Here is a 24,747-nt window from a genome sequence, read left to right on the forward strand (position 1 = left end):
TTTTAATATACCTCCTTCGACCGTCAGTACCCAGAAAGAAAATTCGGTACTAAATCCTTTATTCTCCAGCTTGAATTGATTAGCTGCCTTAAAGGTTCTTTAAAACATCCAGGTAACCATCCAGTCGCCCAAAACGAAAGCGGGGTGATATCTGTTGAAACGCTTCCTGCTGGTATGGCTGACCGCCGGGTTGCTGCTATGTATACCAATCATCAGCTTAGCCGGTCCCCAGGAAGACTACGAGGAGGCTTACAAGCTGTATCTGACCGCCGGCGCCAGCGCAGCCGCCTATAGCGGGCGCCTGGGCGAACTGGCCAACCGCTATCTGGAGCAGGACGGCTGGCAAATCGATCATTATCGGCAAGCTCAAGGCCGTACCGGCGCCCGCTACCTGGTGGCCCGGAAAGCCGGTGTTCCATTTTACCTTGTCGCCATTGTCGGCACAGAAAATAAACGGGACATAAAAACCGACTTGAAAGTCAGCAAAGTCTATTTCGCTGGCAGTAATCCCGCCGAATTCGCCGCCAATGCCGCCAAAAAGAATATTCCCAACACTGAACCCAAGGTTCACCAGGGCTTCGACGAGTTTGTCCAGGCCGGTCCGTCGGCCGTCTTACGTAATCCCCGGCAGGTCAGTCTTTCCCTTCCCGATCTGCTCCACGCCGACCAAACCCGCAAGCTGCTCCTGACCGGCCACAGTCTCGGCGGTGCCGCTGCCACGTTGGCTGGGGCAAGACTGCTAAGCTCGGGAGTCAGCCCGGACCAGTTGGAAGTCATTACCTTCGGCGCTCCCGCCGTCGGCAATGCGGCTTTTGCCGCCAAATACGAACCCAGCCTGCCCCTCACCCGGATTGTTCATACTGGCGACCCGATTACCGGCGTTCTGCAAACCCTGGTCGGCGGTTACCGGCAGTTTGGCCGGGAAATAAAATGGAAACCTGGCACTACTGTGCGCGATGCCCACCAATTAACCGGTTATATCGATTCGGCCCTGAAAAATTATTATGATAAACGCCGCCTGGCTGTAGAAGCTGGCATACAGCTGCCTGCTCAGCCTGCAAAAAAGCAGACAGATCATAAGCAGCGCGTCTACATTCTGCCGCTGGCCAACCAGTTGCCGACAAATTTGACCGCTGAATTTTGGTATATGCAGGAAGCATTACAGGATGTATACCAGAATACTCTTGCGGAGTATGTCGCTGCAAATACCCGGACGGAAGATTGGCAGCAGGCAGCCCTTGCCGCCGGCTGCCGCTGGGCCATTGTATCCGAAGTAAGTGCCAGCCTCGTTAAAGAACAAAAAAACACCTATTACATCACCGTGCATCAGACTATCTATGACACGCAAACCGGCGCTGTCGCCAGTACCGCCGTTTTTTCTACCGGCACTTACAGTCTGACTCCGTTGGAGGCCTTTGTTCATGCTTTCCGGGGAATTAGCGACCATCTGAACAGTGTCATGACCCAATAACCCCCGAAGTGTTACCTGCTTACTCTTGCTGCTTAAAGCGCCATGAAGTCCGACCATAGCTGGCAGCGTTCGGTGGACGGCTATCGGCTGTCTACCGCCCGCCTGCAAGCATAGGGAGTAAAAGAATTTGAGCATTTCTAAGGGAGGCGAGATAATTGTTAACCAAAGAACACTGCAAGACGGCCCTTCAGGAGCGGTTGCTGGCGCTGGCGGGCACAAGCCTGGATGAAGCCTCGGCCTCGGACAAATACGCCGCACTGGCCAGCCTGGTCCGCGACTACATCGGCCAGCGCTGGGTGGACACCACCCGCCGCTACGATGACCAACGGCAAAAGCAGGTGTACTATTTCTCCATGGAATTTTTACCGGGGCGCCTGCTGGACACTAATCTCTCGAATCTCGGCATCCGCGATGTCTGGCGGGAAGCCCTGGCCGAACTCGACATCGACTACACCGAGCTACTGAGCGCCGAACACGACGCCGGCCTTGGCAACGGCGGCCTGGGGCGGCTGGCCGCCTGCTTTCTCGATTCCCTGGCAGCCCTCGGCCTGCCCGGCCACGGCTGCGGCATCCGCTATACCTACGGCCTGTTTGAACAGGCTATTGTCGACGGCGTTCAGGTGGAAAAACCGGATTCCTGGCTGAAAGACCTCAATATCTGGGAGTACCGCAAAACCGGCAAAGCCGTTTTGGTAGAGTTTGCCCCGCCCCTGGGGATTGTCAAAGCCGTCCCCTATGACATCCCCGTCATTGGCTTTGACAACCGGACCGTCAATACCTTACGGTTATGGAGCGCCGAAGTGCGGGACGAATTCTGCGTCAATTATTCCAGCTTAGGCCCTGAGGATTACCGCAAACTGCTGGAATACAAGAACGGGGTGGAAGCCATTTCGCAAATCCTCTATCCGGACGACCGCTATGAGGAAGGACGCCAGCTGCGCCTCGTCCAGGAGTATTTCCTGGTGTCGGCCGGACTTAAAAGCATTATTCGCCATATCAAGCGCAAGCAGGGCTCGGATCTAAGGCGCCTGGCCGACCAGATCGCCGTGCACATCAATGACACCCATCCGGCTTTAGCCATCCCCGAATTGATGCGCATTCTCATGGATGAAGAAGGCCTGGGCTGGGACGAGGCCTGGGACATTACCATTCATACCATTTCCTATACCAATCACACCGTCCTGCCGGAAGCTTTGGAAAAATGGCCGGTCGGCCAACTGCAAAGCCTGCTGCCCCGCATCTATGAAATCATCCACGAGATCAACGAACGGTTCTGCGCCGAGCTGTGGCAGCGCTACCCCGGCGACTGGGACCGCATTGCCGCCATGGCCGTCATCGCCGACGGCTTCGTCAAGATGGCCCACCTGGCTGTAGCTGGTAGCTACAGCGTCAACGGCGTGGCCGCACTGCACAGCGATATCCTCAAAAACGATCTATTGAACCTGTTTTATCAGCATGCGCCGCAAAAATTCAATAACAAAACCAACGGCATTACCCACCGCCGCTGGCTGCTCACCGCCAATCCCGGCTTGGCCGGCTTAATCACCGGCACCATCGGTCCCACTTGGCTGCACCGGCCGGATCACTTGACAGAGTTACTGCCTTTTGCGACAAGTACCACTTTCCAGCAAAAACTGGCAGCCGTGAAACAGGACCGGAAGGAGGCCCTGGCCAAATTTATCTTTGACAGGTATCACCTTGCCCTTGACACCCGTTCTCTTTTCGACATCCAGGTCAAACGCATTCATGCCTACAAGCGCCAGCTCCTCAACGCGCTCCGGATTATGGATCTCTACCGCTTGTTAAAGGATAACCCCCAACTTGACATCCTGCCCCGTACCTTTATCTTCGCCGGCAAAGCGGCGCCAGGCTACTACCTGGCAAAAAAAGTAATTCAACTGATTGTCACCCTAGCCAAACAAATCAACAGCGATACCGCCATTCAGGATAAGCTTAAAGTTATATTTCTGGAAAACTATAATGTGTCGCTGGCGGAACTGATTATTCCCGCCGCCGATATCAGCGAGCAGATTTCCACCGCCGGCAAGGAAGCCTCCGGCACCGGCAACATGAAATTCATGATGAACGGCGCGGTTACCGTCGGCACTTTAGACGGCGCCAATGTGGAAATCCGCGAAGCCGTAGGTGATGAAAACATCGTCATCTTCGGCCTCACCGCCGAGGAGGTGGCGGCCTGCTATCAAACGGGCCGGTGCAATCCCTTAACCGTCTATAACCAGAACGAACGGATACGGCATTGTGTGAATCAACTAATCGACGGGAGTCTGCCTGTCATTGGCGATGAATTCAAACCGCTGTACGACTATTTACTGCATCCGGGCGGCGCTTTTCTGGAACTGCAGGATTTTGCCGCCTATCTGGAAGCCCAGGAACGGCTGGACCGCCTGTTCCGCAACGACCGCGCCCGCTGGCAGGTGGCAACCACAAATATCGCTCACTCCGGCCGGTTTTCTAGTGACCGCACTGTTACGGAATATGCTGATGCGATCTGGCACATCCGGCCGTCTGAGTCTCCTGCTAGCCTGATCTAAGCGATATTTCCCTGTTTAATCGGCAACCGTTCAGTTTCCCTCCCTGATGTATTCAGTTAACCACCATAATGATTGACATACCTTTTGATATAATGTAACCAAGCAAAAAGCGGAATGGTGCCAATACAGCACTATCCCGCTTTTCTTTCAGTATTTTATGATTATCACCCAGACGGAAGCAAGGGGACGCACTTTTTGCTTCGCAAAATACAATAAAACAAGGAAACAAAAATAATGTCCGAAACCACTGATATATCCATGTTTTTTAGCTTATCTGCATAAATAGCGGAGTTAATCTGTGATATGCTATAAAATTGGCTATTTGCTTCCAAAATACATGGTCACAAAAGGATAGTAGTGCTGCTATCCTTTTAAGATTCACGGCTAAGGCCGTTAATTTGGCTTGCATTGACATGCTTTTTAGACCGTACCCTCGGGCACGATCTAATCCGTGGAAACGCTTCATTTCCCCATTTTTCCACTCATGACTGGCTCGTTTTTTGTACTTAAGCTTGAACTGAGTAGTCTTAGTCATTTGACTATGTTCATAATATTGAGCATTATGTTCACCGACGCCTAGTACTTTTTTCTTAACGTTTTTGCCTGCACATTCGAGTAGTTTGGGGCATTGAATACACTGTGATTTATCAAAATGATATTTATAAATGTTACTTCTATTTTTATATTTTTGATACACCTTTTTATAGGTGTTATTACCCATCTCACAAAACCATTGATCACTGTCTTTATTGTAAGTAAATCTGCCCTCGTCTATTTTGTAGACGCAAGGATTTACTGGAATGATAGCTTTAACTGAATCGATTTGTAGGGTATCTAAAATTGTTTTTCGAAAATAAGCTTTATCTCCATACACCTCTTGTATGGTCAATCCACATGCTTTACTTCGCTGATAGAGTTCATCAAATTTGCTACCATCTACATAGGCACCGTTATCAACTGTTACTGCGGTAATAATCCTCGCTTCTGGAATCATTGCAAATTCTACTTTATATCCGTAAAAACTGTCTGTTTGCGATTTGTACCCCACACGAGCATCTTTATCTACAAGTGACCGGATTCCTTTTTGCGCGATAAATTTAGGATCTTGTAATACTTCCTTTGCTTCGTTAACAGCTTTTTGGCTGCTGGGCAGAATGGAGAGATCTACATGGTTTTCCGCTTTACTGATTATGGTTTCTAAATATGTCTTCATAATCTGCTTCGCTTCGTTGTGGTCCTCTATGAGCTTGTAGTTAGGAACTTCGCCAATTAGCTCAGATGGGATTTCTCCGTTTTCTTCCTCAATAGCCTTTATGATTTTTCTGGCTAGATGCTTCATGATTCTTTCTGGTACTTTTTTTATTGTATTGGCATGGGTGTGAGTAGCGTCCATGCTCAGTCCGGTCCCTTTTATAATGCCTTTTTCTATACACTGGCGGACTACTTCCTGAATAATATCATCCACACTTGTTTCTTTTAATCGTTGTCTCCTAAACTTGGTAAGTAGACTGGCTTCTGGCAAATCATCTTCGGGATTTAGTCCCAAAAACCACATATAGGCTAAGTTTAGTTTAGCTTCTTCAATGACTCTAACATCGGATAAGTTATATAGATATTGCAAAATAAGTAACTTTGCTAGCATTTCCGGCTCTTTAGCAGGCCGCCCCAGGTGCTTACAGTATGAATCTTTCAGTAAATCGTTAATGAAACTAAAATCAACATGGGCTCCAATTGTCTTCAGAATATGGTCATTGGGAATTCTGTCATATAACACGCTATATATACTTAATTGGTGAGGCACATGTCTAAGCAAAGCAAATCCCTCTCCTTTCCGGCAAATATCTACAGTTATATTTTACCATAATAGAGGGATGTTGCTCTATTTATTGACTTTTTCAGTGGTTTCTAATGTCCCTATGCTTCCTACATTTTTTGAGCAGTCTCTTTTCAAAAATAAACGGCGGCTTGAATTATTTCAAACCGCCGTTAGGCTGATTGTTACCTGTCTTGCCAATATCACAGGTATCTGGCGATAATTTGCACCAACCGGGCGGGAAGCAGTTTGAGATCAGTGATATCCAATGTGTTTTCTTTCCCGTAAATATCACTGATTACCTCTTTGTCCTGGCCGATAGCGGCAGCAAGAAAAAGGATACCCTTGCGGCGATATTCCTGCAAAGTCTGCTTCATATCGGCGACTGCCAGATCGCCTGTATAATCAGGCATGGCTTTGGGCTGTCCGTCGCTGATGCTGATAAACAGCTTGGTTTGCTGGGCTGCTTGCAGCAAGCGATCGGCGATGATCCGCAATGCCATGCCGTCACGGTTATTACTCCTGCCTTGAATGCCCATCAAAGAATATTTTTCATCTGGGTCTTTACTGGCAAAATCCACGTAGGAGTAGAGCGACATCTGCTCGATACGGGAGCGGTCGGCTGTATCGCCATAAATCAGCACAGGAATGCCGCAGCCGGTGCAAAATTCATACAAAGCAATTGCCGCCTGCCGTGCCGCTTCCAGCCGGCCAAATGCAGTCATGGAAGCCGACTCGTCAATCCGAAGCGCCACGGCAAGAGTCGGATTTTCTGCCGGCGGGCGCTTACGGGCAAAATAGCGAAAGTCCTGGGCCGCGACTCTATCGGCACAAAACGTTGTGCCATATAACTGTCCCCGGGCAAATTCACTGGTGGTTTCATGCTCCAGCAGGGGCATGGTTTTTTGCACCAGTTCCCGGATGACAGGCATCAATACAGAAGCCTGCTGCAGGTATTCCGCCCTGTTTTCCCCGGTGGCTTCCGGACGGTGGACAATCAGCTTTACTTGTCGATGCAAACTGCCCTTGACACTTTCTCTGGCTTGTTGATTTAACTGTTTGCGGAATGCCTGCTTTTGCTGTTCCGTAGGGTTTTCCAGCGCCATTTCGTGATACATGGGAGCTCCATCGTCGCCGTTATCGCTGCTTTGCGTTTCGATCGCGCTGTCAGAGGCTTGATCTGAATGCCCCTCGCTGTCGGCGGATTTGCGTAAACGTACAGCATTTTGATCCCCAGGTCGCTCTTCACCCGCAAAGTATTTGCCGTCGTCGGCAAGGTGCAATTCCATCACAGCGGAATTTTGACTTTCGCACCTGTGTGTTTCTGCCTGTTCCAGCTGTTTCATAAGACCCTTCGCGGTAAGAGCTTGCTCTAAAATAGTGATCTCTTCCGGCTCGGTTGTGATTTTATAAATCACCTTGTGATACATGGAAGCCCGGAGGGCAGCGCCGTTTGCAACCGCGTCCGCCCAGAACAAATAGGAACGCATACCGGCCACGCCCTTTATGGCGTTCGCTTTAGCTGTTGCATCCAGCGTGATAATAGTATCTGCCAGCAGGGACAGCACCGCTTCATCGCCATAGCCGGTTTTCGCGGCGGCTCGCTCCATCATGACCGCCTTGGGCGGCAAATCCATTTTTTCGCTGTGCTGGACCCTGTCCCGCAGAGCCTCATTCAGCGGGCGCCAGCCATTGTATCCCCGGTTGGTGGTGATGACAACAATAAAGTCCGGGTGCCGATGGACAATGCGGGTAGGAAGGTTGATGCTGCCGTCCGGCTCCAGCGCAGAGTTCAGCGCCATCAGCACCGCGGCGTCACGAATAACGGTAGGCTCCTGTATTTCCAGCAGCCAGCCGTTTTCGTAAGCGCGGACAATTTCCGATGGATAGAACTGATAGCGTACTTCCTTTGCGTCATGGCCATCCTCTGATAAGACTGGCAGGATAGAGCCAAGCACATCCGATTTATCCATATCCGCAAAGCAAGTGATCTTGGTGTAGGGTAGGCCAAAGTCAGCCGAGAGCGCCTTTGCCAGCTGCGTCTTGCCTGATCCGGCATCCCCCTCCAATAAAATGTTGGTAATCCGCATTTCTCCCCGCTGCCAGTTCCGCTTCACTTCAGCGCAAATCCGGCGTTCTGCTTCACTCTCGATATGCGACGGCGTTTTTTTCCAGACAAGCATTTTCTCTGCCTCTGTCAACTGTCTGTGCGGAGACAGAAGCCATTGATTTTCCATGTCTAATGCTACTCCATTTCCTGCAAAATCCGGGTGAGCACACGCAGGCGCTCACCGTTTATTTCGCCCAAATCGTTAAGCGCCTGGGAAAAAGTCTGAATAGCCTCGTTAATATTCGGATTATCCGTACAGACAGCCACCGGCATAACGCCGCCCTGTACACCGATACGCTCTACCGTGGGCTTGTCCGGATCATATAACAGCGGCAGCCGGTAGGCTTCCCGGAAATACAATAAGGTACGGCTGAGAAAAATCATCAGATCAAGTATTTGATGAATGGGTAATTCCATATGAATTTCCGGCTGGCCGTCAGCGTTTGCTTTCCAGATTTGCGCGGCAATCTGCATCTTTTTATTTTCTTCCAGCAGGGGCGCACCCAGAGTCAATCTTTTAATGTCAGACCGGTAGGCGTTTCTGCCGTCAATGCGGTCATAGCCGTCCACAGTCATGACAATGTTTTCATTCATCGCCAAATCCTCCTTGCTCCTTTATCTGCCGCCAGACACTGTTCGCATAATGCTTCCAGCTCGTCTGTATGATCCGCGGCGGGGTCTTCATATTTCAAAACCTTTAATACTGAAAATTCAAAACTTTTTTCACCGTATTGGTTCCAAAGCTCTTGCAGACGTTTATTCGGATGCCAGCTGGTCGCCAGTTTACAACGAGTGCTGTTGAAATCCGTCTTAGTATCTTTAGAAATGCCCAAGAAGGCTTCTCCAGTCATAATACAACGAACTGAAATTACACCCATTTCGGGTTTTCTGTTTTTATACTCCTCAAGGAGTTGTTTCTTTCTTGCTGTATCCATTTCATTCACCTCACTTTCTCATTGTAGGAGCAAACCATACTTTCCGCAATCCACGCTCCGTAGACAGAAAGTGATTACGCTATTATTTTCAAAAGCACTCTCATCATTCATTGTTAACTCCGGACAAAAAAGAGCAAGAATCGTGATTTTATTATATACACTTACCCAGTCAATTATGAAGACTTGTCAGGATTACCGTAAGCGTCAAAGCAGCCCCACTCGTTTGCCATAGGTCGCTGCCTCCTTTCCCGCCCATAAAAAAAGAAGCAGAAAACGATTAACTTTTTTCTGCTTCTTTTTGAATTGCCGCCACTAAAGTATCCACATTTACTTTTTCAGGTAATGTTGGGCTGTCTTTGTAGTAAATGTCAAACCGGTCCAGATTACTTAACACGCCGTTCATCAGGCCATATAAAGTGAGTTCTGTTATATGATTGAGATCACACACAATCGAATTGTATTTAGGCATCCAAATCCACTTATTTTCACCAACCGGACGAAAAAGCACCTGAAACGGCATCCCTGCCTTACCAATCTCCTGAATGGTATCTGTAGTTGCCGTCCTTATAGCATAGGAAATTTGATCTTCGGTTGGGGTATCAAAAGTAAAGGAACTACAGTTTTCATAGAATATATCGAAATGATCCATTGTCCAAATTAAATTATGGGTTATCGCATTGCCGAGGAATTCAAACAGCAAATTCTTATCGCAGATAATATCTCCTTGGAACAACTTCTGCCATTTGAACACACCGCACACATCCCGAAAATACAAACGAAATGAGTCTTGTGGAATCTCAATCATAAAGTTCCCCCCCTACAATCTTAAAAATCTGTCTAATATTTGCTTCTGTACAGAAATCTATATTGTTAAAACTACATTTAAATAAATTTACTGATTGGGCAGTTTTATATAGTACAGTTCATTTTATGCACTCATTTTAAAATTTAAACATTGCTATCATCATTGTACCCTTTGGATATACCCCCAACGCGGTCAGCGTCCGTAGTTTCCATACTGTTTGCGGCACCATTTTATACGTCCATTTTACAATCCACGGCGGACGCTTTTTAGCAAAACATGTCGACACAATAAAAAACAATAACACTCCGTAAATTCTTTCGATTGATAGCAATAAATTCTCCTTATCAATTGATTTTATTGATAAATTCAAATATTGCTTGATTTACAGCTTTAGGATTATCAAAGTTTGTTCCGTGATGAGCATTGGCAATAATTTTCATTTTTGAATTAGGTATATATGCTTATGCATATACGGTTGCTGATAATTAGTCATATTATCATGATCACCAATTAGCAATAAGGTTGGGCATTTAACTTTGTGAAGATCATTTTTACTTTCCATTCGTGTGACAGCGAACCATACTCGAAGAAGCAAATGGACGAAGCAAAGGGACGTAGATTTTGCTTCTCAAAATGCAATGGAAACAAAGTTCGTGTTCCTCAGACCGAGGCTTTGCCGCCGGATTCCTGCAGATTCCACCTTCACGAGGGACACCCTTACCTTTAGCTAACGTCTGGTACTTATCAACCCGTACCGAACTTTCACCGACTAGTAAGCGCTCATGCCGGGCACACAAGTATAAGAGGCTGTGTGAAAGCACAGCCCCTTGGTCCAATTAGCTCTTTACTAGTGTTGTCTCAAACACGGCGGTCGCTCTGCAAGATCCCATACAGATAGCGCATATTCGGCAAACGCCCGGTCACCAGCAAAAATGCCGGAATGAACTAATTTATCTTTTAAGATATACTTCCAAAGCTGCCAATAGTGACCACAATCCGATCTTTAATTAAGGTGCAATTTTAGCTTTCGATTTGCAATACTACCTGAAGCTGTAAATGTAGTATTATCTCGTGTTTAAAAAATATTCTGACCAATAATAGGAACAATGGGGTATACCTATTACAATATATATAGTTGCCACTACGGCTATAATTAAAAAATATTTATTTAGGACAGAAGCGTAGGGACGGACAGAAGCGCGGGGAAGCGTGGGGACGTACATTTTGCTTCGCAAAACGCAAAAAGGAGCAAAAAGAACGTCCCCACGCTTCTCTCCAAAACTAAAAAAATGCAATGCCAATGATTACAAGCGCTTCATTGCTACGTTCTCTTCTACCATTGACGGCGAAATGGCTGACAAAGAGGTCTATGATATTGACAATGATTTAATTGAAAAAAAAGCTATTTATGATGGTTTTTATGCCGTATGCACCAATCTGCAAGAGGATGCCTCTAGTATTATTAATATTAATAGACGACGCTGGGAAATTGAAGAATCTTTCCGTATTATGAAGGCAGAGTTCAAAGCAAGACCCGTATTTTTGCAGAGAGATGATAGGATTAAGGCTCATTTTGCAACATGCTTTATTTCTTTGATGATTTACCGCCTGCTGGAAAAAAAGCTTTCAGATCAATATACCGTGAGCGAGATTGTATCTGGACTTAGAGGCATGAATTTTTTTGAAGTCAATGGGGAAGGATACATTCCCACTTACACTAGAACTGATTTTACTGATGATCTTCATGATAATTTTGCCTTTCGCACTGACTATCAGATTGTCCATTTGAAACAAATGAAAAAAATTTTTAAAGATTCCAAATGACTCAAAACATTACTCACTTTTTTCGAAAATATAAAAGGCCTACCGAGCCTTGATTTTTTTTCAAGGCTTGATAGGCTCTTTTTGTCTTAATATCTGTCAAAGATGAGAGTATACTTGTCAAATCCTAAACTTTCAATTACACTCAACAAGACTATTGGTTCCAAGCAATTAATGGTATACTTAACTTGTAAACTTTGACAAGCCAACAATCCATCTTATCCGGTCTGCCTGCTGCGGCAAGTGGCGGCAACCGCTATAAAAACTACCGAAAGGAGCTAGTTTTATTGATATGATGAACCGTAATCCGATGCTTGCCGGAATGGACGCCTGCCCTCCGTCAATCCGGGTGATGGAAAAACTGCTCAAGGTTGTACAGCAGCTCTCCGCCACACACGATTTGCAATCTGTTATGGATATTGTCCGTCATTCGGTACGCCAACTTACCGGCTCCGACGGAGCGACTTTCGTTTTGCGCGACGGCAATCCTTCTCTTTTTTCATGAACATGCCCTGATCCTAGTATTGTAATAATATAGAACAAAATGTATATTTATGTTAAACTTGAATTATGCGAATATTCTTTAAGAAAAGGGTGGACAAAAATGCGCATTAAAATTCCCAATATTGACCGCGTGGGGCTGGTGTTTGATATTGCCCGGGTACTTGCTGCTCAGCACATCAACATTATCTCCATGGAGGTCGACTTAGAAATAGTTTATTTGGAAACCGCGCCGTTGTCAGAAGAAAATATCTTGACTCTTTTTGACAAGCTTCGCACAATTCCCGACATTTTGGATATTGTTCCGGTTGATCTGATGCCCCACCAGGAAAAAGCCGAGCAACTTGCCGCAGTACTTGCTGCCGCCAATGACGGAATTTTGGCTATTGACCGTCATGGACGAATTACCCAGTATAACCCCGCCGCCGCAAAAATCATGCATATTCCCTGTGCTGAGGCTCTTGGCCGGGAGCTGCTTACTGTATTCCCCTACTGCCACTCGCTGATGGAATCAATGAAAAAAGGATTAAGTTATACCAACCGTGAAATGTTTGTCGAAGAAACCAACAGCCATTATCTGGTCAGCAGCCGCCCCCTGCTTGATCAATCCGGTGAGATAACCGGGGCAATGGCAATCCTGAAAGACATCCGGGATGTACGCAAGCTCTTTCAGCAGCTTACCGAACAGCCGGCCATGACTTTTCAGGAAATACTCCATCGCAGTAAATCGATGCGGCAGGTGATCGCGCTGGCCAAAGCTTACGCCCGGGGCGGTTCAACTGTATTAATCCGGGGGGAAACCGGTACAGGCAAGGAGCTGTTCGCCCGGGCACTGCACGCGGCCTCGCCGCGGGCCGATAATATATTCGTACCGGTAAACTGCGCTGCCATCCCGGACACGCTGCTCGAAAGCGAGTTGTTCGGTTATGAGGAAGGTGCCTTTACCGGGGCTGTCAAGGGTGGCAAACAAGGGCTGTTTGAACTCGCCAACAGCGGAACGCTGTTTCTGGACGAGATCGGCGAAACCTCTTCGCATTTGCAAGCCAAACTGCTGCGCGTACTCCAGGATCGCAAAGTAAGACGGATTGGCAGCAGCCGGGAAATAGCGGTCGATGTCCGCATCCTGGCGGCAACCAACCGCAATCTGGAGGATATGATCGCCGGAGGCACCTTCCGTGAAGATTTATATTACCGCCTTAATGTTATTCCTTTGTTTTTACCGCCGCTGCGTGAGCGCCGGGAGGATATTCCCCTGCTTGTTGATTTTTTCCTGCGCCGCTTCTCGACCAAGCTGCATAAGCAGGTGGATACGGTAAGCGAAACAGCCCTGCAAAAATTATGTGCCTACACCTGGCCCGGCAACATTCGCGAACTGGAAAACGTAATTGAGCGCGCCGTTAATATTGTTACCGGCCCGACGCTGCTGACTGATCATATTATTTTGCAGCACAGTGCACCTGCCGCCAAAGTACACTTGCCGGTCCTGCACCATACGCTGGAGGAGGCGCTGGAGGAAACGGAGCGCGAACTATTGTGCCGGGCGATGCGGCAGTTCCACACCTCCCGCCAAATTGGTAAAATGCTGGGACTGTCTCATACCACAGTACTCAAAAAACTGCGTAAGCACGGCCTGTCACTCAATCATTTCACCCCAGCTTAATCTTCGGCATGCGCAGCTTCATCCTTATTCAATGTACTGTTTTTATAACTGTAGCCAAAGTATACCGCAAAACCAACCAGACACCAGACAACAAAGCGAATCCAGGTATCCAGCGGCAGGTTATACATCAGAAAACCGCAGGATAACACTGCCAGCGGCGCTACGACAATCAGAGCCGGACATCTGAACGTGCGCGGAATATCCGGCTTGGTGTACCTGAGTACCAGCACACCAACAGAAGCAATGAGAAAGGCGCTTAACGTCCCAATATTGGCCATTTCAGCAATTAAGCCGATCGGCGCAAAGCCGGCAATAGCTGCAACCAGAATGGCGCCAACAATAGTGACCATATACGGTGTTTTATAAACCGGGTGAATCTTACAGACGGATGCCGGAACCATACCATCCCGGGACATCGCAAAGAACACGCGGGCCTGCCCGTACAACAGCACCAGCAATACAGTGGTAATGCCGCAAATAGCGCCAACCCCCACCAGGGCTGATCCGATATTATAACCGATATAGCGCAGAGCATAGGCCACCGGTTCCGGGTTGTTGAGCTGGGCATAAGGAACAACACCGGTCAGCACAGCGGAAACGGCTACATATAAAATGGTGCAGATAAGCAGCGAACCGACAATCCCGATGGGCAGATCCCGGCCCGGATTACGGCATTCTTCCGCTGATGTAGCGACTGCATCAAAGCCGATGTAGGCAAAGAAGACAATAGCCGCCCCGCCGGCCACCCCGGCGAAACCAAAAGGCATGAACGGTTCCCAGTTCATCGGGTTGACTTTAGGCCCGGCCAGGAACAGGAAGATGAATACGGCAGCCAGCTTAATGATAACCAGAACCTTATTCAATGTGACGCTTTCCTTGGTGCCGCGCACCAGCAGAAAACTTAAAAACATAACGATTAAAATTGCCGGGATATTGATGATGCCGCCGTCTGCCGGCACCAGTGTATATGCTGTGGGTAAATCAATACCGCCGGCTTTTAATAACCCGACCACATAACCCGACCAGCCGGCCGCTACCGCGCTGGATGTTACGGTATATTCCAGAATCAGGTTCCACCCGACAATAAACGCCACAAACTCACCAAGCGAAGCATAAGTATAGGTATAAGCACTGCCGGCTGATGGAACGATCGATGCAAATTCCGCATAGGCCAGCGCGGCAAACGTGCAAGCCAGACCGGAAAGCACAAAGGATAACATAACCGCCGGCCCGGCGTACTTGGCAGCAGCAACTCCCGTAAGTACGAAAATGCCGGTTCCAATGACACAGCCGATACCTAGAAGCACCAGATCAGTTGCGCCCAGGCTTTTTTTCATCCCGGACACTTCAGCCATCGACCTTAACGTTTCAATACTTTTTGTTCTGAATAAGTCCATACACATTCTCCTCATTATTTAGTTTTAATTTAACCGGGCCGGTACCGCAGCAGCCATGCCGGCCATAGCTGCCACTGCTGCGGTACAGCGCCGGCGAGTCTCAGCCCTAAAACAGTTTAATCGATCGTGCAGACTCTCCCTTAATTATTTAAGACTAAATTTCATCCTATGTCAATCGACAGATCAGCGTTCTTTCCACTGACACAGGACTTTGCCATAAATAGACGCCCCTGCCGCGTACTTATAACAGTTCATACAATGGATAGTAGGATGTGTTCAGTGCATCGGCAACACTTTTATAAGTGATTTTCCCATCAAAAACGTTGACCCCTTTATCCAGGCCCGGATTGTCCAGAATAGCCTTTTTCCAACCCTTATTGGCGATTTGCAGCGCATAGTTCAAGGTGGCATTAGTCAGGCCGAAGGTTGACGTACGGGCCACAGCGCCAGGCATATTGGCCACCGAATAGTGGATAACGCCATGCCGGGTATAAGTGGGTTCACTGTGAGTGGTGACCCGGTCAACTGTTTCGATGGAGCCGCCCTGATCAATGGCTACATCCACAATCACCGAGCCGTCCTCCATGCTCCGGACCATATCTTCGCTTACCAGCTTAGGCGCCTTGGCGCCGGGTATCAGTACCGCACCGATCAGCAGATCTGCTTTGCGTACCCAGTGGGCGATATTATAGCTGTTGGACATCACGGTTACCACGCTGCTGCCAAAAATATCATCCAAATACCGCAGACGTTCCAGTGAACAATCAATAATGGTTACTCTAGCCCGCAGGCCGATGGCCATCTTAGCTGCATTGGTGCCAACAATTCCACCGCCGATAATGACCACCTGCGCAGCCTCAACGCCCGGAATACCGCCCAGCAGGGAGCCTTTCCCGCCATAAGGCTTTTCAAGAAATTGCGCGCCGATTTGCACCGCCATACGGCCGGCAACTTCACTCATTGGTGACAACAGCGGCAGCGAATGGTTGGGGCCTTCAATCGTTTCATAGGCAATGCCGATTACCTTTTTATCCAGTAATGCTTTAGCCAGCGCCGGTTCCGGAGCCAAATGGAGATAAGTATATAGGATCTGGCCTTCGTGAAATAAATCATACTCCTCCGGCAAAGGTTCTTTGACCTTGATAATCATATCGGCTTCGGCAAACAGCGCTTTTTTATCACTCACAATCAGACCGCCAACTTTGCGATAATCCTCATCAGCAAAGCCGCTGCCAATACCGGCGCTTTTTTCAACCAGCACGGTGTGACCGGCTTTACACAAAGCGTCGGTTCCCGCCGGAGTAAGTCCCACCCTGTTTTCGTTATTCTTAATTTCTTTTACCACTCCAATAATCATGCATTATCCCCTCCAGAATTAAATTAAGCTTCTGTCCTTTATCATTGCAAAATCTATGCCAAAAGCACGAGCACTTAATTTTCAGCAGGATTATTATTTTCCGGAAACTACGGTTTACGCATTGCGGAATGCTGGGTTTCCAACTGGAAACCCAGCATTCCGCAATGCAAAAGCACAGGCCAAATGAAAAAAGCCACCAACAGAAGCAAAGGGACGTATATTTTGCTTCTCAAAATGCAATAAAACAAAGTTCGTGTTCCTCAGACCGAGGCTTTGCCGCCGGATTCCTGCAGATCCCACCTTCACGAAGGATACTCTTGCCTTCAGCTAACGGCTGGTACTTATCAATCCGTACCGAACTTTCACCGACTAGTAAGCACTCATGCCGGGCACACAAGTATAAGAGGCTGTGTGAAAGCACAGCCCCTTGGTCCAATTAGCTCTTTACTAGTGTTGTCTCAAACACGGCGGTCGCTCTGCAAGATCCCATACAGATAGCGCATATTCGGCAAACGCCCGGTCACCGGCAAAAATGCCGGAATGAGCTACATTGGCAATGCACTTTTTTTGCCACAGTTCGGTGTTGATGAATTCATTGGCCAGCTTATTCTGCACTTCCACATATTGCGCGAAATCCTTCAGGACGAAGTAATGATCGCCCTGATTGAGAAATGCGTCATAGTGCGCCCGAAATTCCTCAGGGTAAGGGAAAAAGCCATTGACTAGTTGCTCCATCACGGTCTTCACCCGCAAGTCCTGATGATAGATGTCCCAAGGATTATAACCGCCGTTGCGGTAATATGCCAGCACTTGATCAGCCGTCAGGCCGAAAGTGAAAATATTGTCGTCGCCGACCGCTTCCCATATCGCTATATTAGCACCGTCCAACGTACCAATCGTCACTGCCCCGTTCATCATGAACTTCATGTTGCCTGTCCCGCAGGCTTCCATGCTGGCGGTCGGGATTTGCTCGCTGACATCGCTGCCGGGAATGATCAATTCGGCATGGGATACATTATAGTTTTGCAGAAAGACAACCTTGATTCTGTTCTTTACCAACGGATCATGATTAATCTTTTCCGCCAGGGCATGGATTAGTTTGATAGTCTGCTTCGCCTTATAGTATCCCGGTGCCGCCTTGCCTGCAAAAATAAACGTTCGCGGTACGATATCGGCATGGGGGTTGTCCAGGATGCGGTTGTACAAGTCCATGATATGCAGGACATTCATCGACTGCCGTTTATAGGCATGAATCCGCTTGATGTGTGAATCAATGAGCGAACAAGTATCTATCGCAATGCCGTACTTGGCTTGAATGTACTTTGCCAATCGCAGCTTGTTGGCAAACTTAACCTTTGCCATAGCGCAACAAAATGAATTATCATGAGCAAAATTCAACAAATGCTGCAGTTCGTCAGGGTTGGCGATCCAGCGGTCGCCAATCGCCTCACAGATGAGCTGCGCCAGATCCGGGTTAGCCAGCAGCATCCAGCGGCGGTGGGTTACTCCATTGGTGATATTGAGAAACTTTTGCGGCGTCAGCTGGTAGAAATCGCTCATCGTCTTCTGTTTGAGAATCTGCGTATGAATCGCTGATACGCCGTTTACACGATGGCTGCCGGCAATAGCCAACGCCGCCATATGAACAGTGCCGTCGGCAATAATCGCCATGGCTTTAATCTTCTGCCAGTCGCCAGGGTACATGTCCCATAACTCGCGGCAAAACCGCTCATTGATTTCCTGAACAATCATGTAAATGCGCGGCAACAGGGTTTGAAACAGATCTATCGGCCACTTTTCAAGCGCTTCGGGCAAAACAGTATGATTCGTGTAACTAATTGTCCTGGTTGTAATGTCCCAGCTCTCCGCCCAGCCAAGCCCGTATTCGTCAAGTAATAGACGCATCAATTCCGCTACCGCCAGAGACGGATGAGTGTCATTGATGTGAATCGACAGCTTTTCCGGCAACAATCGCAAATCGGCTTTGTTGACAACGTGTTTGCGCAAGATACTCTGCAGGCTGGCTGAAACAAGGAAATACTGCTGTTTTAGCCTGAGAAGCTTCCCTTCGTACACGCTGTCATCCGGGTAGAGGGTATCGGTAAGCGATTCTGTTGCATGCTTATCGGCGATAACATTAATGCAGCCTTTGCCATGCCTGTCAAATGTGCACGCCTGGTATGTGACATCAACTTCCGCACTCCATAGCCGCAGGGTATTGACAATCTCATTTTGATAGCCGGCAATCGGTATGTCATAAGGAACGGCGGAGATTTGCTGATAGTTTTCATGGATGAAATGCAGCTTGCCGTTGGCGATTGTTCTTACCCGGCCGCCAAACCGGACGTTCATCGTTTCCTCTGGACGGCGATACTCCCATTCATTCCGGCCTTCCTTTAGCCAATTATCCGGAAACTCGCGCTGATAACCGTCGGTCACCCTTTGCTCAAATAATCCGTAACGGTAACGAATCCCGCAGCCGTGACCCGCCAGGCCCAGCGAAGCCATAGAATCTAAATAGCAGGCAGCTAACCGCCCTAATCCGCCGTTGCCGAGCGCCGGATCTTCTTCCTGGTCAATTAATTCGGCAAGGTTGATGTTCAGGCGGCGCAAGCCTTGCTCGCAAACTTGCTGCAAGCCGAGGTTTAGCAGATTGGCTGCCAACAGTCTGCCAGGCAAAAACTCTAGCGAAAGATAGTAAACCTGCTTTTTTTGTTCCTGCCGATAGGCTGCTTCAGTATCGGCCAGCCGTTTGCTGAGAAAAGTGCGCACTAAATCGGCGAGAGCGAGATATTTCTCGCGGTTGCTTGCTGAATCCAGCGATTTGCCGTGCAGTTTCATCACATTAGCCGTAAAAGCTATTGCAAAGTCTTCTTCTCCTGACATCGCATCAACAAAATCGAAATTAGTACCGGTTATCTGACTTTCTCTCTGCATGTTTGCACCTCTCCCGTTCAATAACTATGGACCATGTTTGCTGAAACAACCAGGTTTTCTCCGATAACTGCAACCGGCGGATATCCGGGTTCTCCGCCACGGACAATACTGCCGGTTTCGAGAACAGCGTAGGGTCCAATAATTGCCCGTTCAACGAAGCTTCCCGGCCCAATACGGGCTCCAGTCATGACTATAGCGTCTTTAATCGTTGCTTGTGAACTAATATGCGCGCCGGCAAAGATTATTGAACGGTTGACATTACTATATACCGATGATTTGTTAGTCGGTGCGGTTTCGAGAGAATATATCGGCCATTGTGGATCTTGCAGAGATAACAATTCCGGATTTTGCAGCAAATCCATCTGGGCTGAATACAGTGCCTCGACTGTGCCGACATCCCGCCAATAGCCGGAAAACGAATAAACGAACAGACGCTTTGCTTGACTCATCATAGCGGGGATGATATTTCTGCCAAAGTCATGGCAGGAATTTCCGTCTACCGCGTCAGCCTCAAGCTGTTGCTTTAATTGAGGCCAGGAAAATACATAGACTCCCATGGAAGCCAGGTTGCTGCCTGCATGAAGCGGCTTCTCATTAAATTCCTTGATCGCTCCATCGGCGGCGGCGGATACAATGCCGAAACGAGAGGTCTGAGACCAGGGCACGGGAGAAACCGCGATGGTTGCATCCGCATTTCGCTCACGGTGAAACAACAGCAAGTTCCGGTAGTCCATTTTGTAGACATGATCGCCTGATGTGATTAAAACATAGTCCGGATTGAATTGTTCGATAAATGGGATGTTCGCATACACTGCGTTTGCCGTTCCGCTATAGCCGCCCTGTTCCCAAGAAACGGGATGCAAAGGATATATCTGGGCCTGAAACGTCGACTGTCCGATGGTGTCAGGCAAGGAAAATGGGTTACGCGGCATTAGCACGCCAATTGTATCAAGCTGCGAATTGCAACAGTTGCTTAAGGTAAAATCAATTAAGCGATAACTACCGGCGAACGGTACCGCCGGTTTGGCAATGCTCTTTGTTAATTGCGCTAGGCGAGTACCCGCACCGCCTGCTAAAACCAAGGCAATAATTTGTGCTCGCTTCATAATCACGTCTCCTAATGTAGTAATCCCGCAGCCAGTTGCTTACATGCGAGCTTTGGAACAAACCATGTAAGTGCCAGTGCTATGGAAGCGTATTAGTTAATCCATAATACCCCATGCCTTCGCCAAGCCTGGATGTAGGAATGATATCAGCCGCTGTAGTAAATCACTTATACAGCAACAATCATAATTGTCATGACAATTATGATTGTAAAAGTCAATTATTTGATACTACCCTAATACAATGCTCACCTGTTTAAGTATTGACAATTATGATGCCAACCGGAACCGATCTCTTAACATGGTTCAACCCCAATGACTTTGACGTTCGGCTTTTATTCCCAATACCAATTTATCTTTTAAGATATACTTCCAAAGCTGCCAATAGTGACCACAATCCGCTCTTTAATTAAGGTGCAATTTTAGCTTTCGATTTGCAATACTACCTGAAGCTGTAAATGTAGTATTATCTCGTGTTTAAAAAATATTCTGACCAATAATAGGAACAATGGGATATGCCTATTTACAATAACTATATAGTTGTCACGACGACTGATAATTAAAAAATGCCTATTTATTATTGCAAATTTGATTTAACATATCTTTTTTTCTATCGTTTTATGTTTCTTCTATTCCAATTGTTGCTTTATCTAGCAATAAATATCCAAAGCTACAGGAACCATAATCTTGCCGGATATAAAAGAAGGTGCCGTGTTATCGATTAACACAGCACCCTGTTATCCGTCCGCGGAAGCAAAGGGACGGAAGCATAGTCGAGTAGAAGCGCGCCTCGCGGCACGCCCCCCTCACAGAACCGGACGTGCCCTATTAAGGCATCCGGCTCTTCATAGCAGCATTTACTTACGTTTAGCCATAGATATTTACATAGATCCTCGCTTTAGCTAGCGGGAATCTATCTTTGAGTTTTGCAAATCCTTCCCAGGTCAAGCTCTTCTTTTGGCTTCTTCGATTAAGTACTTCAAACAATTTACGCCGTATATAGTATCCAAATGTATTGATAGCGCTGCTGTTGTCGGTTACTCCATAGTAGCGGAAGTGACCAACCAGCTTGATGTTTATCTGCTTAATCAATTTTCCTATCTCTGTATGCATATTTTGATAGAGCCATCCAGCGAAATGTTTTAGCTTTGCTCTCAATTTCTTCCGGCTGGTTTTCCTTTTGACGCGGAATTTTCCCTTCTTGCTCTTGCTACAGTAGTGCGTGAACCCAAGAAAGTCGAATGTCTCCGGTTTGCTGGCCCCTTGGTTATTCCGTCTTTCCTCAGCAAAGCGCCCGAATTCGATAGTCTTTGTTTTCTCCTCTGCTATTTCTAGGTTGAATTTCCTCAATCGTTCTATCAACTTACCGTAGAAATCTTCGGCATCTTCTTGGTATTGAAAGAAGCATACAAAGTCGTCACAGTACCGAATTAAATAGGCCTCGCCTCTGCATTCCCGCTTTATCTTTACCATAAACCACAGGTCGAGCACATAGTGCAGGTATATGTTCGCCAGGGTTGGGGATATGATTCCCCCTTGCGGCGTTCCGGTGTCCGCCTCTTCTAGTTTCCCCTGTTCCATGACACCTGCTTTAAGAAATCGTACTATCAGTCTCAATAGATTCGGGTCTTGGATTCGTTCTTGTAGAAACTTCACCATCCACCCGTGTTCTACGTTGTCAAAGAATCCTTTAATGTCCGCATCCACTACATAGCTGACCTTCTTGCTTTCGAGAATCTTGGTGATTTCCTTCAGCGCTTCATGGCAATTTCTCTCTGGTCTGAAACCGTAGGAGCAGTCCAGAAATTCCGGTTCGTAGATGGCTGTCAGGACTTCATTAAGTACTTTCTGCACCAGTTTGTCCTCATAGGCAGGTATCCCTAGTGGGCGTTTCTTCTTATCCGTTTTGGGGATGTAGACTCTCTTTACTGGCTGCGGCTTGTACGCTTGCCGCTTCATTCTTTCCAGGAGATTCTTGATGTTTTCCTGTAGCTTTTCACCGTATTCTTCTTTGGTTACACCATCAACGCCTACTGCCTTGTCTGCTGACAGAATACTATGGGCCGCGTTCAGGCTTTCCTCGTCAATAGCATGGATAAGGGTTTGCAACTTGACTCTCGGTCTTTGTTTGGCTAATTCAGCTATCCTTGTCAGCTTTGTTTCCAATGGGTTCTCTGCCTCCAGTGCAGCATTGTTTCTTTTTCCAAGGCCACTACTATGTTACGTCCTTCCCTCCGCTGGCATTACCCGGCTTCTTCGGTACTACGACGTAATCCGACTCCCTGTCGCTTATTTGGCTTCCTCATCTTCGACTTGTCCGCCATACTCCTTTGAGAGCGGCAGGGTCTCCCAAGTTCACACGGAGTAACAGTGTGTAGCATGCCAAGACCTACGATCCCGGGCTGCCGCGATTAGCTCGCCTGTATCGCTAACTGCGGTGTTGTCTTCTGCTCGTCCCATGCATCGACCTTGACCATTGATGATTTCGGGATTCTACATCTTCAGCTTGTGCTTTCGGCCTACTACCTTTCCTGCCTACGCTTAGACCTGGCGTTACCGCTTCAGTCCCAAGGCTGGATACTGGGTGGTTGGCTAGACCTTCCCAGACGGGATTTCCACCCGCTTTACTCCGTGCGCTTCTTGGCGCACGGGACGTACATTTTGCTTCGCAAAATGCAATAAAAAAAGAAGCAAAAAGAACGTCCCCGCGCTTCCCGCCCCACTCTTATCAGCTAGCCAATATTAGTTTTTCAACAGCTTCTTTTTCATTGAACATGAAGAATATAGCTTTCCCTTTATTACTTTCGTAAATGAAATCTTTCAAACTCTTACTCGAATACATAGAAAAATCACCCACTATCGCAAGTTTCATGCGATAATTAATGAACTTTTGTAAAATTTCTCCTGCCAGTCGTGTTTTCAAGTGAAAGAAATCCTCACAGATTGCCGATTTATTCAAAATTATAGAATTGCAACCTGTTTCAAAATTTACTGTTGCAATAAAGTCTAGTGCTGACTGCACATCAGTTATAAGTATCTCGTTACTATTTACAATGGCAATTTCTACATCATTCTTTTTTATTGTTTTTATTTCCATATTTCCCTCCAATTCACTTTCTTGCTGCTTCATGGATTCTTCCGAATTTCATTATATCAGGCAATCGTATCAAGCATATTCGCCAACGGCCAATCAGGATTTGTCAATATGGCCTATTCAATTAATAGCTTATTCATCTATATATTTCTTCGTTTCGGTTTACAATATACACACATCTAAGCCCCACAAAAAAATCAGAGTTATGTCAAACTGCGTCTCAGCATAACCCTTTTTACATGCATCATCTTAACTTTGTTATTATTCAAATAATACTTTTCTTGCCATTTGCTCATATTCATCGAGCCCCGATATTGCAGCAAACTCAGCGATCGCAACTGGGTAAGCGGTTGCAAGCTCAAGGATATGTTCTTTCATCCTGGGCCAAACATATCCACCTGATTGCTTATATGCCTCAATAAGCGAATCAAGCCCCTCTTCACCAAATGTCCTGTAATGAGCAACAAAGTCATTCGATATATCGGTTACTTTTGCTTCTGTCCAATCTATCAATCCCGTTACCCTTGCCTTTTTATCAATCAAAATATGACCAGCATGAACATCTCCATGAATAAAACCGGTTTCTTTAGGCCAAACCTCATGATCATTCAGCCAAGTCTGCCATCGATGCCACAAGGCTTCACCCACTCCATACTTTTCTTTCACGGTATCCATACGCATTTTCATTGATTGACGCGCTTCTGCCGGTGTATGAACAACCAATCCCGCTTCAATGGCTCTTTCCTTGGGAATGCGGTGTAAAGCTGCCAGTGCTTTTCCCAGTGTCTGATGGAAAACCGCTGGAACATTATTTATATCAATCTCCCATACATATGCCTGCTTTTCAGTATCTATTGTGCCTGCGGGAACACCCTTTAACTTCTTGTAGGCAATTAGTTCCTCTGTATAAATCGACCAGTGTGGAGACTGAAAAATACTGATACATTGATTTACAATATCTAATACCTTCTTCTCTATCTTGGTCCGTGGAATGACATCCTGCCGCCTGGGAAAGCGTAATACCCACTCATCTCCGAGATGGTCAGTGGCAAACACAACCTGAAAATCAAGACCTGATTCGTTAAATACCAGCGTGTCATCTTTTAGTTTTATTTTATAGTTCTCCATGATATCCATTACTCGTTCTTTGGTTTTCCCCATCCGCCTTCACATCCTCAAATATCTAAATAG

At 47.2% G+C, this 24,747-nt stretch carries 16 protein-coding genes and 1 pseudogene; 5 read left to right on the plus strand and 12 right to left on the minus strand.

Annotated features, from left to right (window positions below; genetic code table 11):
- Positions 1-154: 154 nt before the first annotated feature.
- Both SPSPH_RS13040 and SPSPH_RS13045 read left to right on the plus strand, forming a co-directional pair.
- Complete coding sequence (locus SPSPH_RS13040) at positions 155-1,471, plus strand: lipase family protein (RefSeq protein WP_075756746.1); 1,317 nt, start codon at positions 155-157, stop codon at positions 1,469-1,471.
- A 155-nt stretch (positions 1,472-1,626) separates the two neighbouring features.
- Positions 1,627-4,023, plus strand: a complete 2,397-nt coding sequence (locus tag SPSPH_RS13045) for a glycogen/starch/alpha-glucan phosphorylase (protein WP_075756745.1) — start codon at positions 1,627-1,629, stop codon at positions 4,021-4,023.
- A 265-nt stretch (positions 4,024-4,288) separates the two neighbouring features.
- Here SPSPH_RS13045 and SPSPH_RS13050 read toward each other — a convergent pair whose 3' ends face one another.
- From SPSPH_RS13050 to SPSPH_RS13070, 5 genes are all read right to left on the minus strand, one after another.
- Positions 4,289-5,836, minus strand: coding sequence for an IS1182 family transposase (locus SPSPH_RS13050; RefSeq protein WP_075756744.1), 1,548 nt, complete (start codon positions 5,834-5,836; stop codon positions 4,289-4,291).
- A gap of 203 nt (positions 5,837-6,039) precedes the next feature.
- On the minus strand, positions 6,040-8,073 hold the full coding sequence (locus SPSPH_RS13055; protein ID WP_075756743.1) for an AAA family ATPase: 2,034 nt from the start codon (positions 8,071-8,073) through the stop codon (positions 6,040-6,042).
- 8 nt (positions 8,074-8,081) lie between these two features.
- Positions 8,082-8,540 carry a DUF6530 family protein gene (locus SPSPH_RS13060; RefSeq protein ID WP_075756742.1) on the minus strand — a complete coding sequence of 153 codons (459 nt, stop codon included), beginning with the start codon at positions 8,538-8,540 and terminating at the stop codon, positions 8,082-8,084.
- A complete protein-coding gene (locus SPSPH_RS13065; RefSeq protein WP_075756741.1) occupies positions 8,537-8,881 on the minus strand; it encodes a GIY-YIG nuclease family protein in 345 nt (114 codons plus the stop codon). Before SPSPH_RS13065 ends, SPSPH_RS13060 begins: the two co-directional genes overlap by 4 nt.
- Before the next feature lie 277 nt (positions 8,882-9,158).
- Positions 9,159-9,686 carry a hypothetical protein gene (locus SPSPH_RS13070; RefSeq protein ID WP_075756740.1) on the minus strand — a complete coding sequence of 176 codons (528 nt, stop codon included), beginning with the start codon at positions 9,684-9,686 and terminating at the stop codon, positions 9,159-9,161.
- 1,284 nt (positions 9,687-10,970) lie between these two features.
- Between SPSPH_RS13070 and SPSPH_RS13075 the strand changes: the two are divergent.
- From SPSPH_RS13075 to SPSPH_RS13085, 3 genes and pseudogenes are all read left to right on the plus strand, one after another.
- Positions 10,971-11,510: pseudogene (locus SPSPH_RS13075) on the plus strand (IS1634 family transposase); the annotation flags it as partial.
- Between the two features lie 289 nt (positions 11,511-11,799).
- A complete protein-coding gene (locus SPSPH_RS13080; protein WP_075756738.1) occupies positions 11,800-12,012 on the plus strand; it encodes a hypothetical protein in 213 nt (70 codons plus the stop codon).
- 99 nt (positions 12,013-12,111) lie between these two features.
- On the plus strand, positions 12,112-13,668 hold the full coding sequence (locus tag SPSPH_RS13085) for a sigma 54-interacting transcriptional regulator (RefSeq protein ID WP_075756737.1): 1,557 nt from the start codon (positions 12,112-12,114) through the stop codon (positions 13,666-13,668).
- Here SPSPH_RS13085 and SPSPH_RS13090 read toward each other — a convergent pair.
- The 7 genes from SPSPH_RS13090 to SPSPH_RS13120 form a co-directional block, all read right to left on the minus strand.
- Positions 13,665-15,065, minus strand: coding sequence for an amino acid permease (locus tag SPSPH_RS13090; protein ID WP_075756736.1), 1,401 nt, complete (start codon positions 15,063-15,065; stop codon positions 13,665-13,667). The two genes, SPSPH_RS13085 and SPSPH_RS13090, sit on opposite strands and share 4 nt — an antisense overlap.
- 241 nt (positions 15,066-15,306) lie before the next feature.
- Positions 15,307-16,422 (minus strand): alanine dehydrogenase, encoded by a 1,116-nt coding sequence (gene ald / locus SPSPH_RS13095; protein WP_075756735.1) that lies wholly within the window; start codon positions 16,420-16,422, stop codon positions 15,307-15,309.
- Positions 16,423-16,869: 447 nt separating this feature from the next.
- Positions 16,870-19,359 carry a glycogen/starch/alpha-glucan phosphorylase gene (locus SPSPH_RS13100; protein ID WP_422396892.1) on the minus strand — a complete coding sequence of 830 codons (2,490 nt, stop codon included), beginning with the start codon at positions 19,357-19,359 and terminating at the stop codon, positions 16,870-16,872.
- Between the two features lie 17 nt (positions 19,360-19,376).
- Positions 19,377-20,465: a sugar phosphate nucleotidyltransferase gene (locus SPSPH_RS13105; RefSeq protein ID WP_083945622.1), complete on the minus strand. Its 1,089-nt coding sequence runs from the start codon at positions 20,463-20,465 to the stop codon at positions 19,377-19,379.
- An 864-nt stretch (positions 20,466-21,329) separates the two neighbouring features.
- Positions 21,330-22,628 (minus strand): group II intron reverse transcriptase/maturase, encoded by a 1,299-nt coding sequence (gene ltrA, locus SPSPH_RS13110; protein ID WP_075753482.1) that lies wholly within the window; start codon positions 22,626-22,628, stop codon positions 21,330-21,332.
- Between the two features lie 562 nt (positions 22,629-23,190).
- A complete protein-coding gene (locus SPSPH_RS13115) occupies positions 23,191-23,592 on the minus strand; it encodes a DUF4180 domain-containing protein (RefSeq protein WP_198930946.1) in 402 nt (133 codons plus the stop codon).
- Positions 23,593-23,817: 225 nt separating this feature from the next.
- The gene (locus tag SPSPH_RS13120) at positions 23,818-24,717 is read right to left on the minus strand and encodes a macrolide 2'-phosphotransferase (RefSeq protein ID WP_075756734.1); all 900 of its coding nucleotides are present in this window, start codon (positions 24,715-24,717) and stop codon (positions 23,818-23,820) included.
- Between the last annotated feature and the right edge of the window lie 30 nt (positions 24,718-24,747).

The organism is Sporomusa sphaeroides DSM 2875 (assembly GCF_001941975.2).
GTDB lineage: Bacteria > Bacillota > Negativicutes > Sporomusales > Sporomusaceae > Sporomusa > Sporomusa sphaeroides.

What these genes read in the sequence shown, in the direction of transcription:
- SPSPH_RS13055 (WP_075756743.1), bottom strand. Translation starts at nt 8,073, where the DNA reads ATGGAAAATCAATGGCTTCTGTCTCCGCACAGACAGTTGACAGAGGCA.
- SPSPH_RS13060 (WP_075756742.1), bottom strand. Translation starts at nt 8,540, where the DNA reads ATGAATGAAAACATTGTCATGACTGTGGACGGCTATGACCGCATTGAC.
- SPSPH_RS13065 (WP_075756741.1), bottom strand. Translation starts at nt 8,881, where the DNA reads ATGGATACAGCAAGAAAGAAACAACTCCTTGAGGAGTATAAAAACAGA.
- SPSPH_RS13070 (WP_075756740.1), bottom strand. Translation starts at nt 9,686, where the DNA reads ATGATTGAGATTCCACAAGACTCATTTCGTTTGTATTTTCGGGATGTG.
- SPSPH_RS13080 (WP_075756738.1), top strand. Translation starts at nt 11,800, where the DNA reads ATGATGAACCGTAATCCGATGCTTGCCGGAATGGACGCCTGCCCTCCG.
- SPSPH_RS13085 (WP_075756737.1), top strand. Translation starts at nt 12,112, where the DNA reads ATGCGCATTAAAATTCCCAATATTGACCGCGTGGGGCTGGTGTTTGAT.
- SPSPH_RS13090 (WP_075756736.1), bottom strand. Translation starts at nt 15,065, where the DNA reads ATGGACTTATTCAGAACAAAAAGTATTGAAACGTTAAGGTCGATGGCT.
- ald (WP_075756735.1), bottom strand. Translation starts at nt 16,422, where the DNA reads ATGATTATTGGAGTGGTAAAAGAAATTAAGAATAACGAAAACAGGGTG.
- SPSPH_RS13100 (WP_422396892.1), bottom strand. Translation starts at nt 19,359, where the DNA reads ATGCAGAGAGAAAGTCAGATAACCGGTACTAATTTCGATTTTGTTGAT.
- SPSPH_RS13105 (WP_083945622.1), bottom strand. Translation starts at nt 20,465, where the DNA reads ATGAAGCGAGCACAAATTATTGCCTTGGTTTTAGCAGGCGGTGCGGGT.
- SPSPH_RS13115 (WP_198930946.1), bottom strand. Translation starts at nt 23,592, where the DNA reads ATGAAGCAGCAAGAAAGTGAATTGGAGGGAAATATGGAAATAAAAACA.
- SPSPH_RS13120 (WP_075756734.1), bottom strand. Translation starts at nt 24,717, where the DNA reads ATGGGGAAAACCAAAGAACGAGTAATGGATATCATGGAGAACTATAAA.